The 15,029-nt window shown below is 62.5% G+C and carries 17 protein-coding genes and 2 pseudogenes; 10 read left to right on the top strand and 9 right to left on the bottom strand.

Annotated elements, in window-relative coordinates; all coding sequences use genetic code 11:
* Positions 1–20 precede the first annotated feature (20 nt).
* Positions 21–1,085 carry a LysR family transcriptional regulator gene (locus tag B5526_RS26530; protein WP_349642744.1) on the bottom strand — a complete coding sequence of 355 codons (1,065 nt, stop codon included), beginning with the start codon at positions 1,083–1,085 and terminating at the stop codon, positions 21–23.
* Between the two features lie 56 nt (positions 1,086–1,141).
* Between B5526_RS26530 and B5526_RS26535 the strand changes: the two genes are divergently transcribed.
* The 7 genes from B5526_RS26535 (at position 1,142) to B5526_RS26565 (ending at position 8,293) form a co-directional block, all read left to right on the top strand.
* A complete protein-coding gene (locus B5526_RS26535; RefSeq protein ID WP_172842112.1) occupies positions 1,142–2,365 on the top strand; it encodes a GNAT family N-acetyltransferase in 1,224 nt (407 codons plus the stop codon).
* A 5-nt stretch (positions 2,366–2,370) separates the two neighbouring features.
* Positions 2,371–2,964, top strand: coding sequence for an isochorismatase family protein (locus tag B5526_RS26540; protein WP_079542777.1), 594 nt, complete (start codon positions 2,371–2,373; stop codon positions 2,962–2,964).
* A complete protein-coding gene (locus tag B5526_RS26545; RefSeq protein WP_079542778.1) occupies positions 2,957–3,175 on the top strand; it encodes a hypothetical protein in 219 nt (72 codons plus the stop codon). The genes B5526_RS26540 and B5526_RS26545 overlap by 8 nt, the downstream gene beginning before the upstream one ends.
* A 16-nt stretch (positions 3,176–3,191) precedes the next feature.
* Positions 3,192–4,397 carry an MFS transporter gene (locus tag B5526_RS26550; RefSeq protein ID WP_079542779.1) on the top strand — a complete coding sequence of 402 codons (1,206 nt, stop codon included), beginning with the start codon at positions 3,192–3,194 and terminating at the stop codon, positions 4,395–4,397.
* A gap of 285 nt (positions 4,398–4,682) precedes the next feature.
* Positions 4,683–5,975, top strand: coding sequence for an adenylosuccinate synthase (locus B5526_RS26555; RefSeq protein ID WP_079542780.1), 1,293 nt, complete (start codon positions 4,683–4,685; stop codon positions 5,973–5,975).
* Positions 5,976–6,012: 37 nt separating this feature from the next.
* Entirely contained in the window at positions 6,013–7,671 is a 1,659-nt protein-coding gene (locus tag B5526_RS26560; protein ID WP_079542781.1) for a hypothetical protein, read from the top strand.
* A gap of 178 nt (positions 7,672–7,849) precedes the next feature.
* Positions 7,850–8,293, top strand: a complete 444-nt coding sequence (locus tag B5526_RS26565) for a DUF5413 family protein (RefSeq protein ID WP_079542782.1) — start codon at positions 7,850–7,852, stop codon at positions 8,291–8,293.
* A 107-nt stretch (positions 8,294–8,400) separates the two neighbouring features.
* Here B5526_RS26565 and B5526_RS26570 read toward each other — a convergent pair whose 3' ends face one another.
* The 3 genes from B5526_RS26570 to B5526_RS26580 all read right to left on the bottom strand — a co-directional run bounded on the left by B5526_RS26570 (position 8,401) and on the right by B5526_RS26580 (position 9,672).
* Positions 8,401–8,919 (bottom strand): Fic/DOC family protein, encoded by a 519-nt coding sequence (locus B5526_RS26570; protein WP_349642745.1) that lies wholly within the window; start codon positions 8,917–8,919, stop codon positions 8,401–8,403.
* 11 nt (positions 8,920–8,930) lie between these two features.
* On the bottom strand, positions 8,931–9,131 hold the full coding sequence (locus tag B5526_RS26575; protein WP_079542783.1) for a hypothetical protein: 201 nt from the start codon (positions 9,129–9,131) through the stop codon (positions 8,931–8,933).
* A 301-nt stretch (positions 9,132–9,432) separates the two neighbouring features.
* Complete coding sequence (locus B5526_RS26580) at positions 9,433–9,672, bottom strand: hypothetical protein (RefSeq protein WP_079542784.1); 240 nt, start codon at positions 9,670–9,672, stop codon at positions 9,433–9,435.
* 455 nt (positions 9,673–10,127) lie between these two features.
* On the opposite strand from B5526_RS26580, the pseudogene B5526_RS26585 reads away from it, so the two are divergent.
* Positions 10,128–10,235, top strand: a pseudogene (locus tag B5526_RS26585) (AraC family transcriptional regulator); the annotation flags it as partial.
* Positions 10,236–10,279: 44 nt separating this feature from the next.
* Positions 10,280–10,834 carry a DUF4112 domain-containing protein gene (locus tag B5526_RS26590; protein WP_079542785.1) on the top strand — a complete coding sequence of 185 codons (555 nt, stop codon included), beginning with the start codon at positions 10,280–10,282 and terminating at the stop codon, positions 10,832–10,834.
* Positions 10,835–10,848: 14 nt separating this feature from the next.
* Here B5526_RS26590 and B5526_RS26595 read toward each other — a convergent pair whose 3' ends face one another.
* From B5526_RS26595 to msrA, 4 genes are all read right to left on the bottom strand, one after another.
* Complete coding sequence (locus tag B5526_RS26595) at positions 10,849–11,145, bottom strand: hypothetical protein (RefSeq protein ID WP_079542786.1); 297 nt, start codon at positions 11,143–11,145, stop codon at positions 10,849–10,851.
* A gap of 227 nt (positions 11,146–11,372) precedes the next feature.
* Positions 11,373–11,537 (bottom strand): DUF3309 family protein, encoded by a 165-nt coding sequence (locus tag B5526_RS26600; protein WP_079542787.1) that lies wholly within the window; start codon positions 11,535–11,537, stop codon positions 11,373–11,375.
* A 202-nt stretch (positions 11,538–11,739) separates the two neighbouring features.
* The gene (gene msrB, locus B5526_RS26605; protein ID WP_079542788.1) at positions 11,740–12,153 is read right to left on the bottom strand and encodes a peptide-methionine (R)-S-oxide reductase MsrB; all 414 of its coding nucleotides are present in this window, start codon (positions 12,151–12,153) and stop codon (positions 11,740–11,742) included.
* A gap of 25 nt (positions 12,154–12,178) precedes the next feature.
* A complete protein-coding gene (gene msrA, locus B5526_RS26610) occupies positions 12,179–12,898 on the bottom strand; it encodes a peptide-methionine (S)-S-oxide reductase MsrA (protein WP_079542789.1) in 720 nt (239 codons plus the stop codon).
* Positions 12,899–13,317: 419 nt separating this feature from the next.
* On the opposite strand from msrA, the pseudogene B5526_RS26615 reads away from it, so the two are divergent.
* Positions 13,318–13,746 (top strand): annotated as a pseudogene (locus B5526_RS26615) (caspase family protein); the annotation flags it as partial.
* Between the two features lie 154 nt (positions 13,747–13,900).
* Here the strand turns inward: B5526_RS26615 and B5526_RS26620 are convergent.
* Entirely contained in the window at positions 13,901–15,010 is a 1,110-nt protein-coding gene (locus B5526_RS26620; protein WP_079542790.1) for an ATP-dependent DNA helicase, read from the bottom strand.
* Positions 15,011–15,029: the final 19 nt, after the last annotated feature.

Genomic DNA, 15,029 nt, shown 5'->3' on the forward strand with positions numbered 1-15,029 from the left:
CCTGTCAATCCGAAAGGAATTCAGCCGACTTTCGTCCGTGATTCTTTCATGAATCCGGCGAATAGATTTACCAGCGGCTCACCCTTGTATGATTTTTGCAAATCGTCGGGATGAACGAACTCGTCCCGAAACCAGGGATATTTGCGGCCGTCGAACGATTGGATAGTCCACTCGATCAGCTGCCTGACACGCGGAATCTTCTTCGCGTCCGGGTGATAGGCGAGCCAGATATCGAGCTCGAACTTGGCGCCGAGATCGAGTGGTATCAAAGGATCGCCAAGCGCCGGCACATAGGTCGGCAGCCAGCCCACGCCGGCGCCCTTGGAGGTCGCCCAGACATGCGCGCTGCTCACGTTGTTGCGCATCGCCACGAAGCCGAGCTGCTCGCGGCGACCAAATTTGGCGTACATTTCGCTGCCTTTGGTCTGCTCCGCATTCTGAATGACCACTCGATGATTCTTACGGAGATCATCCATGTCTTTCGGCATGCCGTAGATTTCGACGTAGGACGGACTCACGAAGGGCACGACATGGAGCCGCCCGATCTTGATTCTTTTCAGATCGGGATTTTCCGGCTCCTCAAGCTGGACGGCGACGTCAGCCTCGAGACGAAGCACGTCGGCGGAGCGCATCTCGCATTTCAAATCCACCAGCAAGCCGGGATAGGCGCGCTGGAATTCGACCAGCCTGGGCGCCAGCCAAAATGTGCCCAGCCCCTCGGTAACCGCGATCCGAACCTCGCCGCTCAGCGCAGGTGTTGTTTGGCCGAGCGCGCGCTCCAGACCAAACGACGCCTCTTCCATCCGCTTCGCAGCTTCGAGAACCAGCGTACCTTCCGGCGTCAATCTGATCCCGTCGACATGGCGGGTTATCAATGTCGTTCGGTAAGCGCTCTCCAACGCCGAAATTCGCTTGCTGAGAAAGTTTGCGGACATATTAAGATGCGCCGCCGCGGCTCGGAAGCTGCCTATGCGTGCGACCTCCAGAAAGATCCGGACCAAGTCCCAGTTTGCCATCCGTCCCGGGGTGTGCGCGCCGATATGCGCACCCCTGCGCTCAGGTGAGTGCATACAAATGAACCCCATGAAACCATTCTATTAATGGCAGAACTCGCATGTTTGTACAATCAAGAGACGTCAAAATGAACGCGCTCGACATCGATTTGCTTCGCAAATCGGCAAGGGGAAAAGCTCCAAGGGACCGCTCGACGGCGCATTCGCTTGACCGGATGACGAATTTGCAGGTGGCCAGGCGCATCGTCATTTTCACGGTCGATGCTGCGGGCATCGCCTCGCTGGTCGACGCGGCGCGAGCGGACATTCCAGGTTTGACCTGCAATCGAACCATTCAAACGGTGGCAAACCACAACCCGGACACCTTCTGGGCGATCGCGAGGAAGGATCATTTCGACATCTCTTCTCCCAAGGGCGAAGGGTTTTTCGCGGTATTGCCGTTGACCCACGAAGGCTTGCGCGGGCTTCTCGATGGCAGCCTCGATACCCGCAACCCCGATATTTCTTGCATCACCCGGCAATCGGAGCGGCCCGCCGGTATCTATATCTGGTGCATCCATGCCAAGGGTACTCTCGCCGCAGCCATACCGCTCGTCCTGGAAAAAATCTCGACGCCGCTTTATCGAGGGGTCAACCTCTATTCCCGGCCGGTAACCAAGGAGGGGCTGCGCGTGCTGGAGCCCCTCGGCTTCACGCCGGGAGCGCGCTATGACGGATTGTTCGCGCCCAATCTGCAGATGTGTGATCGCTCGAAGGATGTCGCGGCGGCAAAATTCCGTCGCGAGCCTTCGGTATCGGTCCGCGTTGTTCAATCGATGGATGAAATGGCGCGCGTGATCGCCATCCGCGGCGCGGTCTATATGGGTGAGCAACAATGTCCGTTCGAAGAGGAATTCGACGGCAACGATTTCTCCGCGACCCACCTGATCTGCCACAAGGACCAGGAGCCGGTCGGTTGCATGCGCATTCGATATTTTGCAGATTTTGCCAAGCTCGAACGGCTGGCTGTGCGCCATGAAAGCCGCAACGAGGGCTTGGCGAGCCAGATTGTCTCGACCGCCATCGAGCTCTGCCGGAAGAAGGGTTATCGCGTCCTGTATGCGCATTCCCAGAAGCGATTTCTGGAATTCTGGGAGCAGCAAGGTTTCACCCGCATGACCAGTGCGCGCGACTTCACGTTTTCCGACTTCGACTATACCGAGGTCAAGCTTGAGACCGAAAGGCACCCGCAAAGCATCAGCCTTGCCGCAGATCCCTATGTCATCATTCGCCCCGAGGGCCGTTGGGACGCGCCGGGCATACTTGAAATGTCGGCGAACAGAGGCGTTTCTCTATTGGCAAGTGCCCGGTGATTGCGATGAGCTCCGTCATCGATCTCAGGACCTATGTCGCCGCTTCCAACAGCCGCCTGCTGGTCATGGTCGACCTGCAGGAAAAAAACTATGACGAACTGGCAAAGGACCGCGCGTCCGACCTCGCCCGTTCGATCGAGAACTGCACGCTGGCGATCCAGCACGCGCGCAATCTCGGCCTGCCGATCGCCTTCACCCGGCCGTCCGGCAATCCCGGGATGATCGAGCGCGCCGCGCAATCGGCATGGATCTCGGGCTTTGAGCCGAAGCGATCCGACATGGTGTTCGAACGGCCGCAGCCATCCTGCTACACCAATCAGCTGTTCGAGGACGTGGTGTCGCGGATCGGAAATTTCGCCATCGCCGGTCTCGTCGCCGAGGAGACGTGCCTTGCGACCGCGATCGATGCCGCGCATCGTGGCCACAACATTACCTTCCTGAGCGACGCCTCGGTGAGCCGCGGCCGGCACAACACCGATTCCCAGGCCGTCCACACCCTGACGACGAAAGCCATCGAATTATTTGCCGAGACCGTCACGACGCGCCATTGGCTGGTTGCGACCGCGCCGCGAAGCCCCAAAGGGCATCGATATGGATGAATTCAGTACCCATCGTTTGCGTAACGTCATTCCTGTGCTGACGGAACAACGCAACATCGTCGTCTCCAGGGGCGCTTCCTTCGCCGGCCACCTGATCGATCTGGCGATCATGCAGCTTCGCCTGACGCTGAATGAGATCTCCGAGGAAGAGCTGTCCGAATTCTCCAATGTGCTGAGCGTCGGCTTGGTCAGTAGCGAGCACTCGGATTGATCGGGAGGCGTCAGGGATGACGGGCCGAAGGTGGATCATCCTCGCGGTCTTGTTCGCGGCGCGCGCGGCGACCGGGTTTCAGTTTCAATCGGTCGGCTCGGCCGCCGACCTCTTGATGCGGGATTTGGGTCTCGACTATTCCGAGATCGGCATGCTGCTCGGCGTCTATCTGTTGCCCGGCGTCATCGTCTCGTTTCCGGCAGGACTGCTCGGCCAGCGATTTGACGAAAAGAAGCTCGGGCTTGCCGGCCTGGCGCTGATGGTGATCTCGAACGTCGCGTTGAGTTTCTGCAATGGCTTGGCGATGGCGCTGGCCGCGCGCACCCTGGGCGGCGTCGGCGCGACCATTGTCATTGTGGTCGCCACCAAGATGACGACCGACTGGTTCGCGGGCCGCGAAATCGTGCTGGCGATGTCGATCCTGCAGATGAGCTGGCCGTTCGGGGCGATGCTGGCGCTGCCGGTCCAGGCCTTTATCGCGCAATCGCTGGGCTGGCCCGCGGTGATGGGCTCGGCCGCGTTTTTTTCGGCGCTGGCGCTGTTGGCGTTCCTGACTGTCTCGGCGCCGGAGCAGGAGAAGCCGGCGCAGCTTGCGGCGGCCGGCGGCGCGAGGCTGCCTGCCGCCGTTTTGCTTCCCGTCACCATCGCCGGCGTGATCTGGGGCGCGATGAACTTGGCCTGCATCCTGTTTTTCACCTACGCGCCGTTATCGTTGGTGGCGCAGGGATTGTCGCCGACCGCAGCCGCATCGCTGACCAGCCTCGCGATCTGGTTCACGATTCTCGCCATTCCATCCGGCGGCTATCTCGTTGATCGTCTGGGTGCGCCGATCGCGGCGATCGTGGTCTGCGCGCTGGTCGCCTCAGCGGCGCTTGCGCTGTCGGTCGCCGGCATGCATCCGGCGATGTCCTGCCTGGTCTTCGGGGTCGCGGTCGGCCCGATGTCCGGCGCGATCCTGTCGTTGCCCTCGAAGGTGCTCGCCTCGCAGCAGCGCGCCGTCGGATTTGGCGTGTTCTACACCTGCTTCTATATCCTGATGGCGGCCGGGCCTTTGGCCGCGGGCCGCTTGCAGGATGTCTGGGGAACGCCGTCGGCAGCGCTGATCGCGGGCGCCGCCTTGCTGGCCGCGATGGTGCCGTTGTTGCTTGTCTTCGTGGCGTTGACCAACCCGCGACGTCTCGCCGAGATCCACCGTGACGCGGAACTGCGCGCGGTCTCCTGACGCGGAAAGCGGCTCGTGGCCGTATTCGACGCAAGTAGCACGGGACCGCCATCGGACGGACACAAATTTTCAGGGGATATCAATGGGTTGAACCCGGCTTCGACCCCGGCTAAACAGCCCTTCTTGCTTGCGTCGATAGCCCGCATCCTTTATCCGATTGTGTGCCTCGCATGCGAGCGGCTGCGGCCGTGATTTAGGCTGGGCACATGATCAAGAAGATTGGGAACCTTTTTTCCGACGAGATCATGCTCGTACTGAAATAAATGCAGAGGGATTATTTGCGAAATGGCTAATGTCGTCGTCGTCGGCGCCCAATGGGGCGACGAAGGGAAGGGCAAGATCGTCGACTGGTTGTCGGAGCAGGCCGACATCGTCGTGCGCTTCCAGGGCGGCCACAATGCCGGCCACACCCTCGTCATCAACGGCGAAACCTACAAGCTCGCGCTGTTGCCCTCCGGCGTGCTGCGGCCCTCGAAGCTCGCCGTGATCGGCAACGGCGTGGTGGTCGATCCGCAGGCCTTCCTCGACGAGGTGGCAAAACTGAAAGCCCAGGGCGTCGCCGTCAGCCCGGACAATCTGCGGGTCGCCGAAAACGTCACCCTGATCCTGCCGCTGCATCGCGAACTAGATGCCTTGCGGGAATCCTCGAATGCCATCACCGCGATCGGCACCACGCGCCGCGGCATCGGCCCGGCTTACGAGGACAAGGTCGGCCGCCGCGCCATCCGGCTGATGGATCTTGCCGATCTCGACACGCTGCCGCACAAGATCGACCGCCTGTTGGCGCATCACAACGCGCTGCGGCGCGGGCTTAATCTCGCGGAAATCGACGGCAAGGGCATTTTGCAGGAGTTGACGGCGCTGGCGCCGAAGATTCTGCCTTACGCCGAGACGGTGTGGCGATTGCTCGACTTAAAACGCCGCGAGGGCAAGCGCATCCTGTTCGAGGGCGCGCAGGGCGCGCTGCTCGACGTCGACCACGGCACCTACCCCTACGTCACCTCGTCCAACACGGTGGCGGCGCAGGCCGCGACCGGGACCGGCATGGGGCCAAGCGCCGTCGGCTATGTGCTCGGCATTTGCAAGGCCTATACGACCCGGGTCGGCCAGGGGCCGTTTCCGACCGAACAGGACAACGAGATCGGCCGCAAGATCGGCGAGCGCGGCCGCGAATTCGGAACGAATACCGGCCGCCCGCGGCGCTGCGGCTGGTTCGACGCCGTGCTGGTGCGCCAGACCGTGCGGACCTGCGGCATCAACGGCCTGGCGCTGACAAAACTCGATATTCTCGACGGTTTCGACAGGATCGAGGTCTGCGTCGGTTACCGGCTGGACGGCAAGGATATCGATCACCTGCCGGCCGGTGAGGGCGCGCAGGCCCGGGTGGTGCCGGTCTACGAGACCATCGAGGGCTGGAAGGAGCCGACCGCCAACGCCCGCTCCTGGGCGGATTTGCCGGCGCAGGCCATCAAATATGTCCGCCGGGTCGAGGAACTGGTGGGCTGCCCAATCGCATTGCTTTCCACCAGCCCGGAACGCGAGGATACTATTCTGGTACAGAACCCGTTTGAGGCTTAACGAGATGTTACTGGAAAGTACGCATTGTTGAGTAGAAATGGCTGATTACTACCCGCTGATCGCCCGCGCCATTGCCGGACTGGACCCCAGTGCCCCCGGCGAGAGCCGCCGCGCGCTCTACGAGCGGGCGCGCGCGGCGCTGATCGCGCAATTGCGCAGCGTGCAGCCGCCGTTGAGCGAATCCGAAATTACCCGCGAGCGGTTGTCGCTGGAAGAGGCCGTTCGCAAGGTCGAATCCGAAGCGGCCCAGCGCGCGCGCGATGCGTCGCGCTCCGCCGACGCGTCGCGCGCCGGTGACGCCTCCCGCTCGGCGGACCCCGCGCGCGGCGAGCGTGCCCGCGCCGGCGACGCGTTCCGCGCCAACACGCGGCCCCAGGCGCGGCCGGGCGAGCCGGCGCCACCACCCTCGTCTTCGCAGGCGCCGCCGCCGCCCTCGCGGCCGCGTCCGCCGGCGCCGCCGCCCTCGCGCAACGAGCGTCCGCCGCTCGGGCAGGACGACAGGCAAGACCCGCGCGCCCAGCGCCGTGCCGAGCCGCCGATACCGCCGCGGCCGCAAGCGCCGCAGCCGCCGCAATTCCCGATGCAGGACCCGCCGCTGCCGCCGACCCGGGAACGGTCAGGCGCGCCGCGCCGCGGTCCCGACAACGCCGCGCCGCAGGCGCCTGGCATGCGCGGTTTTCGCGATATCGCAGCCGACGCCGACGATCTCGGCCGTGCCGCCGCCCAGGCCAACCGCGCCGCGCGAAAGACCTATGCCAACGTGCCGTCGCCCTCGCCGGAGTTCGACCGGCTCGAGCCGAGCCTGGAGAACCGCGGCGCCGATCCCGACGCGCCCTATTCCTATGACGAGTCGGTCGAGGAGGCCGAGCGCTATGCGCCTCCGCCCGGGCCGCGGCCGCGGCTTGCGGCCGATCGCGAGCCGAAGAAACCGGCGCGGCGTGGCACGGTGTTCCCGTTCAAGAGCGCGATCGCGATCGGCATCGTGCTGATCCTGGTCGGCGCCGGGATCCTGTGGGGCAAGTCGGTGGTGACGACCGTAAGCTCGCTGTTCAAGCCGGCCCCGGTGGTGGAAGCGCCCAAGGACAATTCGCCGCTCGCAAAACCGAAGATCCCCGACCGGGTCGGCCAGCCGTCGTCGAGCGAGCAGGTCGCGCCGGTGGCGCAGCGCGTGGTGCTCTATGACGAGGATCCCGCCGATCCCAAGGGCAAGCAATATGTCGGCTCGGTGATCTGGCGCACCGAACCGGTCAAGGCGACAGCCGGCCAACAGCCGGATATTGCGGTGCGCGCCGACATCGAGATCCCCGACCGCAAGTTCAAGATGACGATGTCGTTCCGCCGCAACACCGACACCTCGCTGCCCGCCAGCCATACCGCGGAACTGACCTTCATCCTGCCGCCGGATTTCGTCGGCGGCGGCGTCAGCAACGTACCGGGCATCCTGATGAAGTCCAACGAGCAGGCGCGCGGCACGCCGCTCGCCGGCCTCGCGGTCAAGGTCACCGATGGCTTCTTCCTGGTCGGGCTGTCCAATGTCGATGCTGACCGCGCGCGCAATCTGCAGCTCCTCAAGGAGCGTTCGTGGTTCGACGTGCCGCTAGTCTATGTCAACCAGCGCCGCGCCATCATCGCGATCGAAAAGGGCGCCCCCGGCGAGCGCGCGTTTAATGACGCGTTCGCGGCGTGGGGGGAATAGCGGCGGGCTGTTTCCCAAAAGCGTCTTTGTGCGCTGCGGCTATCATCTCCGCGTCATGCCCGGGCGTATAGTGGCGACAGGTGGCATTGGCCCATCGGAGGCTTGGCCTGTCGAATTTGCCGGAAAACAATCGTAAGACAGGCCGATCGGATTGGCTCTGGATTAGGGTGAGGGCGGCATGAAACGGTATCTGATATTCGCAGCGCTTGGCCCGCTGCTTGGCGGGTTTTGGCTGTTGCTGACGACCACCGTGATGTCCGGATATTGGAGCCATCCGCCCAGCGCTACGGAAGTCGAAAAGGTGGTCGCGGTGTTCTTCAAGACGCTGCAATACAGCTATCTGTTCGGCATATTGCCGGCGCTGATGATGGCGGCGGTGGATGACATCCTGGCCCACGTCAAGCGAGTGGTCCCCCTTGTGCGGATGCTGATTGTCGGCGTGCTCGCCTTCATCGCCGCGGAATTTCTCTACGGTTCGCGCGGGTCCGACAGCGGCGCGCTGCAGTTCGTCCTCTACGGCCTGGTCGGCTTCATTCCCGCGACGGTCTCCTCGTGGCTTGCGCATGAGGCGATGGATTTCCCCGTGACGGCGCCCGGCGAGCCCGCGGTGGGGAGCAAGTAGGCGAGCGGTCGTTTCCGACATCGTCCGAGTTCAGTGTGATCTTGTAACAGTAGAATAATATCGCTCAGCGAATAAGTCCGAGAACGACCGTAGCCAATTCAGATTCGTCACCGTCGAAGCTGGCGATCATGGCGTTCGGGATCAAGTCTTTCAAGGTCAAGTGGCTGCCCGGCGCGATCTGCCAACAAGGCGAAGAAAGTCAATTGAGTGCGACCGTTGCCTTCGCGAAAGGCATGGATCGCATTTAACTCGGCAAGAAAATGCGCCGCCTTCTCGGCAAATTTATTCGCGGGCAAATTTTCAAAATTATTCTCGGCCTTCAGATCAGAGAACAGCTTGGCCGATTGAACCTCAATGTGCTCAGGAAAACAGAATGCGCTGCCTTGCTTGGAAATTCTCACTGTCCGCGGGGTGCCCGCCCAGTCGAATACATCCTGGAACAAGTGATGATGGATCGTGCAAAAATGCGCGAAATCGAGGTTGCCTTCGGGGAGAGGTTCGCTGGCACGCGCGCTGGTAATCTCGGCCTCAAAGTCGTCGAGTTCGCGCTGGTCGCGTAGATCAAGCTTGTTAACGAGGACTGTAGAATTTTCGTAAGTATAGGGATCGTCGATCGCATCATACATGCGACGGCAACTCAGGCCTTGCGATAGGTGCGAATTATCACTTTGCGATATTCTTCAGGGGATAAACCTTTTTTTCCGGCCTCATCGGCTCGTTTTTCCATCGCCGGTTTGAGGCGTATGCCTTCAACCGAGCTGATCTTAGCGAAACCAGCGCGCCCGATCACGAAGCCGGCTTTTCCGCTTTTTCCCGTCGAACGTTTCTGCTTTGGCATACACAGGATCTATCACATTTCCTGCGATTTTGCCATGTCACGGGAGCTTAGTGAAAGGCAATTGCCGCTATCTCAGGCCGCCGGCACGGCCTAAAGGGGCCTCGCGAACGCGACGACGACGGACGGTGGTTCCCACAAAAAAACGGCTGACCTTTCGGCCCGCCGCCGTGATGCAGTAGCGTGACGTGATAAAAGCTATTAGCGGCCGTTGCCGCCGCCGCCGCCGATAGCCGCGCGGCTGCGATCAGCTTTTTCATGGAAATCTCCTCTCACGTCGGTTGGGATGAATGGTGCGATCGCATCAGCCGCCGGCGAACGCGATGCCGGCGCGGACTTCGGCGATCGCCTGATCAATCAGCGCCAAAGCGCGTTCGCGGTGACCGCCCTTGTTCGGCGTCGCTGCGGCGAGTTCGCCGCGCGCCGATTGCAGAAACCCGAGGGTCTCGCCCATATGCGGCTGCGCGCCGATGGCGTAGCCGATGCCCATGCTTCCGGCGATGGCGGCGCCCAACAAAATGGTGCGGGCGTAGGATGTCGTCATGTCGTCGTCTCCTCTGATGGCCTTTGCTCGAAATCGCGAGGCGGCGCCGGACCCTGACGCGACGCCCCGGCGGCCGCTCCCGCCGCATCGGTAGCTTTACGAATTTCCGCCGTCTTGGACTAGAGCATGATGATTTTGAGTTGAATCGTCGCCTGCGCAAGTTCGATCACCTCGCCCCGCTTGCGGGGAGAGGCATAGGCCGCCTTCGGCGGCCGTCCATAGATAAGAAGAACGCCGAAGCGAGGCTTCGGCTATGTCGCGCAGCGATCCGGGTGAGGGGGATTCTCCGCATAATTTGTGCTTCAGCATTCGCGGAAACAGCCCCTCACCCCAACCCTCTCCCCGCAAGAGCGGGGCGAGGGAGAGGTCACCGCTGTGCCTCAACCTAAAGTCATCACGCTCTAGTGGGCGCCGGGGCTTAAGGATTTGGAGGCGACGCTGAAGGCCATGGTGGCCGGATCAGCGACATCGCCTTCGATTGCGGCTTTAACGATCTGTCCTATTTCAACCGCTGCTTTCGCCGCCGCTTTGGCTTGACGCCGTCGGCGGCGCGGGGGCGGTAAGCAGCGTGCCGCAACTTGCGCTGGCCCAGCGCGTTACCCATCTGATGGTGATGTCGAACGCAGAGATTCTTGTCCCAAGCGCCGCAGGCTCCCGGAGCTGGAAGTCTGGCAAAACCTCCCGCGCCAATTTTCGCGGCGCGGAGGCGCGCGGGCCGATCATCGATCAGGACGGCCGTGAAATCCCGCAGGAATCGCTCGGGTCGCGGTTTGGCGGCTTCGATTTCGCGCATTCCGCCGCCAATCCGTTCGGCGATCTCACCCGCGAGCAGCGGCTGGCGCGGCTCGATGCGATCGCAAAACTTCTCGATATCGCCTTCATCCTGCCGGGCACCAAGATCCGCTATGGCGTCGACGGCATCGTCGGATTGATCCCGGTGGTCGGCGGCATCATCGCGACCGCGCTCTCGCTGTGGCTGGTGCGCGAGGCGCGCGCGCTCGGCGCGCCCTGGCATATTACGGCGCGGATGCTCGGCAATGTCGCGATCCAGGGAGTGGTCGGAACGGTGCCGGTCGCGGGCGATGCCTTCGACGTACTGTTCCGCGCCAACATGCGCAATGTGCAGCTGTTGCGGCGCTGGATGGACAGGCAGCCGCGTTAACAAGCCGGTAAGAGTTACGCGGCCTCGTTGTCGGCCTTGTCGCTGGCGGGCTCGGGCTCCGGCTTGCGCGGGCGGCGCGGCAGCGGAAAATCCTGGCTCTCATAGAGGGTACGGATGCCGCTCTGATCGAAGCGGGCTTCGTCGACCTGCAGATAGGCGCCGTTCAGCGAATCCGCCGGCAATTCCTCGATCGCGAAGCGAACCGCTTCGGCCGCGGTGCCAAATCGCCGATACGCAAAACCCGCCCGCTTTTTCTTGCGGATCGCGGCGGGAAACAGTTCGGCAGCAGTATTGAAGCTGAAGGAAGCCATGGTCAGGGACCTCTGATCTTTTTAGTGAGAACGCGATCTCGTTATCGCGAACGGATCGTACGGGGACCCGCCGAAAGCGGCGGCGCGCCGGTACACGTCATTTCAGGACAGGCTTTAATATAAGCTCGTTTGACAGAAATGCGACTCCTGCCGGGCCCGATGATGAATCCGGGCACCCGGATACCGTTAATCGAAATAACTCTTTTTATTTCAATGACTTGTTATGATCAAATCTTGCCGAGCAGGACCAGCACTAGCAATACGACCAGGACGACGCCCAACAGGCCCATTCCTGAATGGCCCATGCCATAGCCGTAACCGCCGACCCGGCCACTGAAGCCGCCCAGCAGCGCAATGATCAGAATGATGATGAGGATCGTTCCTAGCGACATGGCGCACTCCCTTGGCGGTGCGAAAATCGTCCGCTCCGCGGCAGAAGAAAAGCATATCGCGGCTGTTGGTTCCAGCGAGGGAACCTGAAACTACTCCTCTGTCATTCCGGGGCGATGCGAAAGCATCGAACCCGGAATGACGAGACTCCGGGTTCGTCGCTGACGCGACGCCCCGGAATGACGGTTTGCGTAACGGATCGTTCTATTTCGGCTGCAGTTTCAGCGCGGCCGAGTTGATGCAGTAGCGCAAGCCGGTCGGGCCGGGGCCGTCGTCGAAGACATGGCCGAGATGGCCATTGCACTTCGAGCACAAGACTTCGGTCCGGATCATGCCATGGGTCACATCGCGCTCTTCATCGACATGGCTCTCCACCGCGGGCGCGGTGAAGCTCGGCCAGCCGCAACCGGAATCGAACTTGGCGTCGGATTCGAACAGCGTCTGCCCGCAGCCGGCGCAGATATAGGTGCCCGGCCGATGCTCATGCTCGTATTCGCCCGAGAACGGCCGTTCGGTCGCCTTCTCGCGCAATACCGCATACTGCATCGGCGTCAATTCCTTGCGCCAGTCGGCGTCGCTCTTCTGCACTTTGCCGGTCATCGTCTTGGCGTCGGACATGGAAACTCCTTCTTGGAGCAACCGCTTAGTTGGTGACCTTGGCTTCGCTCACCAGCGTCGGCTTCTCGATGTACTTGTCTGCAAAGATCTTCTTCAGGTTCTCGACCTTCGGAATGTCGTTATAGGCAATATAGGGCTGGGTCGGGTGCAGCGTCAGGTAGTCCTGATGGTAAGCCTCGGCCGGAAAAAATCCCTCGAGCGGCCCGACCTTGGTCACGATCGGCTTCTGGTAGACTTTTGCGGCGTTGAGCTGGGCGATGTAGGCGTCCGCCACCTTCGTCTGCTCGTCGGAGGTGGTGAAGATCGCCGAGCGATATTGCGTGCCGCTGTCCGGTCCCTGCCGGTTCAGCTGGGTCGGATCGTGCGCGACCGAGAAGAAGATCTGCAGGATCTTGCCGTAGCTGATCTTCTTCGGGTCGAACTTGATCTCGACCGACTCGGCATGGCCGGTCGTACCGGTTGAGACCATGTGGTAGTCGGCCGTCATCTTGCTGCCGCCGGAATAACCGGAGACGGCGTTGACGACACCGGCGGTGTGCTGGAACACGCCCTGCACGCCCCAGAAGCAGCCGCCCGCGATGACGGCGGTCTGAAGGCCATCCGTGGCCTTGACGTCCTGGGTGGGAGCGGGGATGACCACGGCGTCTTCCGCCGCGCGCAGCGGCGCCACGGCGAAGGCGGTGATCGCCAGCGCGCCAATGGCGGCGGCGCAAAGCGAAAGGCGGCTGAATTGGCTGCGAGACATGGCGGGTTCCTCTTGGGGTGAAGCGGATTTGACAGCAGTTTAGAGCGGGGGCGGCGGTTCGCAATCACCGTGGCTCGGCCCGATGTGCCAAGATACGCGGCGGGGCGGACATTGTTACCTCCGGATGCACACGAGTTCGTGAATAATATCGCCGCCGAGGCTTGGATGAACCGCGGCTTCGATCGGCCGACAAAGCCTTCATCAGCCGGAGTGTTCTGCAGATGTTGCGCGCCTTGTCCCTTTCGGCCGTCCTGCTGGTCATCGCGGGCCCTGCGCTCGCCGATGACATGGACCTCTGCCGCGACCGCCAAACCGAGGCCAAGGCGCGCGTCGATGCCTGCGAAAAGGTGGTCGCGGCCGGTCAGGTGACGGGCAAGGACCTCGCCATCGCCAATGGCGTCAGGGGGCAGGCGTTTCTGTTCGCCGCGGACAAGGACGCCGAGACCGAGGCGGTGGCGCTGGAGCAGGTGATCGCCGCGGTCGGCGCCGCGCGCAAGCTCCACCTCGTGATGCTCGATGCCTGCCGCGACAACCCGTTCGCGCCCGCCATGCAGCGGACTATCGCCTTACGACTCGTCGACAAGGGCCTGTCGGATATCGAACCCAGCGCCGGTTTTATGGTGGTGTACGCCGCCAAGCACGGCGAGACCGCGCAGGACGGCGAGGGCGTCGACTCACCGTTCGCGATCGCGGTGGCGCGCGACGTCAGGGAGCCGCATGTCGAGGTGCGAAAACTGTTCGATATCGTCCGCGACGACGTCTGGAATTCGACCAAGCACGAGCAGCAGCCGTTCATCTACGGCTCGCCGCCGGGGCGGGAGGATTTTTATTTCGTGGCGGCGAAATAGGCCTCACCGTCGTCATTGCGAGGAGCGCAAGCGACGAAGCAATCCACACTTGCTTTGCCGGGCGATGGATTGCTTCGCGGAGCCTGTCATCGGGCGCGCGTTCGCGCGACCCGTTGGCTCGCAATGACGGGGAGGGTTCGTCGCCCTGGATGACTCACACCACCACGCTCAGCCGTTTCGCGGCGCGCGTGATCCCCGTGTAGAGCCATCGCGCGCGGCTGTCCTGGAACGCAAAACTCTCGTCGAACAACACCACGTCGTCCCATTGCGAGCCCTGCGATTTGTGCACGGTCAGCACATAGCCGTAATCGAACTCGTCATAGGGCTTGCGCTGCTCCCACGGTATGGTCTCGATGGCGCCGCCAAAGCAGTCGCCGCGGACCGAGACTTTTGTCACCTTCGATCCAAAATCCTCATCGGGCGACAATCGCATGGTGATGATCTTCGATTTCGACTGCGCGCGCGACTTCACTCGCCACAGCCCGCCGTTGAACAGGCCTTTTTTGCGGTTGTTGCGCAGGCAAACCAGCTTGTCGCCGGCGACCGGCAAGGGGTCTTCGATGTGCTGCTTTTGCCGCACCCGCATGTTGTAGGCGCGCCGTGTGTTGTTGCGCCCGACCAAAACCTGGTCGGCGCCCATCACGCGGTCGGGATCGAGTTCGCCGCGCGACACCACCTCGCTTTCGCCGTAGCGGCCGATGTCGAGCTCGCGGCCCTCGCGCACGTCCATCGACATCCGCACGATCGGATCGTTCTGTGCCTGGCGGTGGACCTCGGTCAACATCGCGTCGGGCTCGCAGTCGGTGAAGAAGCCGCCGCCCTGGATCGGCGGCAATTGCGCGGGATCGCCGAGCACCAGCAGCGGACATTCGAACGACATCAGGTCGCGGCCGAGTTCGGCATCCACCATCGAGCATTCGTCGATCACGATCAGTTTTGCTTTCGACGCCGGCGCGTCGTCCCAGAGCTCAAAACTTGGTTGCTCCACGCCGGATTCCCGCGCGCGATAAATCAGCGAGTGGATCGTGGAAGCGTTGTCGCAGCCCTTGTTGCGCATCACCAAGGCCGCTTTGCCGGTAAACGCCGCAAACTTCACCTCGCCATCGACGCCGTCGGCGATGTGGCGGGCGAGTGTGGTCTTGCCGGTTCCGGCATAGCCGAACAGGCGAAATATCGGCGGCGTGCCGTTCTTGCCGGGCTTTGCCTTCAGCCAGTCGGCAACGGCCTTCAGCGCGGAATCCTGGTGCGGCGTAAAGGTTGGCATGAGGTCTCGGTGGCGGGGT

The sequence above is a fragment of the Bradyrhizobium lablabi genome (assembly GCF_900141755.1).
In the GTDB taxonomy this organism is placed as follows: domain Bacteria; phylum Pseudomonadota; class Alphaproteobacteria; order Rhizobiales; family Xanthobacteraceae; genus Bradyrhizobium; species Bradyrhizobium lablabi_A.

Bases quoted from the DNA above. Each gene is read 5' to 3' on its own strand.
- B5526_RS26550 (WP_079542779.1), top strand. From the start codon at position 3,192: ATGACGGGCCGAAGGTGGATCATCCTCGCGGTCTTGTTCGCGGCGCGC.
- B5526_RS26595 (WP_079542786.1), bottom strand. From the start codon at position 11,145: ATGGCTTCCTTCAGCTTCAATACTGCTGCCGAACTGTTTCCCGCCGCG.
- B5526_RS26560 (WP_079542781.1), top strand. From the start codon at position 6,013: ATGGCTGATTACTACCCGCTGATCGCCCGCGCCATTGCCGGACTGGAC.
- msrB (WP_079542788.1), bottom strand. From the start codon at position 12,153: ATGTCCGACGCCAAGACGATGACCGGCAAAGTGCAGAAGAGCGACGCC.
- B5526_RS26575 (WP_079542783.1), bottom strand. From the start codon at position 9,131: ATGCCAAAGCAGAAACGTTCGACGGGAAAAAGCGGAAAAGCCGGCTTC.
- B5526_RS26590 (WP_079542785.1), top strand. From the start codon at position 10,280: ATGGTGATGTCGAACGCAGAGATTCTTGTCCCAAGCGCCGCAGGCTCC.
- B5526_RS26545 (WP_079542778.1), top strand. From the start codon at position 2,957: ATGGATGAATTCAGTACCCATCGTTTGCGTAACGTCATTCCTGTGCTG.
- B5526_RS26580 (WP_079542784.1), bottom strand. From the start codon at position 9,672: ATGACGACATCCTACGCCCGCACCATTTTGTTGGGCGCCGCCATCGCC.
- B5526_RS26535 (WP_172842112.1), top strand. From the start codon at position 1,142: ATGAACGCGCTCGACATCGATTTGCTTCGCAAATCGGCAAGGGGAAAA.
- B5526_RS26530 (WP_349642744.1), bottom strand. From the start codon at position 1,085: ATGGGGTTCATTTGTATGCACTCACCTGAGCGCAGGGGTGCGCATATC.
- B5526_RS26620 (WP_079542790.1), bottom strand. From the start codon at position 15,010: ATGCCAACCTTTACGCCGCACCAGGATTCCGCGCTGAAGGCCGTTGCC.
- msrA (WP_079542789.1), bottom strand. From the start codon at position 12,898: ATGTCTCGCAGCCAATTCAGCCGCCTTTCGCTTTGCGCCGCCGCCATT.
- B5526_RS26570 (WP_349642745.1), bottom strand. From the start codon at position 8,919: ATGTATGATGCGATCGACGATCCCTATACTTACGAAAATTCTACAGTC.
- B5526_RS26555 (WP_079542780.1), top strand. From the start codon at position 4,683: ATGGCTAATGTCGTCGTCGTCGGCGCCCAATGGGGCGACGAAGGGAAG.
- B5526_RS26565 (WP_079542782.1), top strand. From the start codon at position 7,850: ATGAAACGGTATCTGATATTCGCAGCGCTTGGCCCGCTGCTTGGCGGG.
- B5526_RS26600 (WP_079542787.1), bottom strand. From the start codon at position 11,537: ATGTCGCTAGGAACGATCCTCATCATCATTCTGATCATTGCGCTGCTG.
- B5526_RS26540 (WP_079542777.1), top strand. From the start codon at position 2,371: ATGAGCTCCGTCATCGATCTCAGGACCTATGTCGCCGCTTCCAACAGC.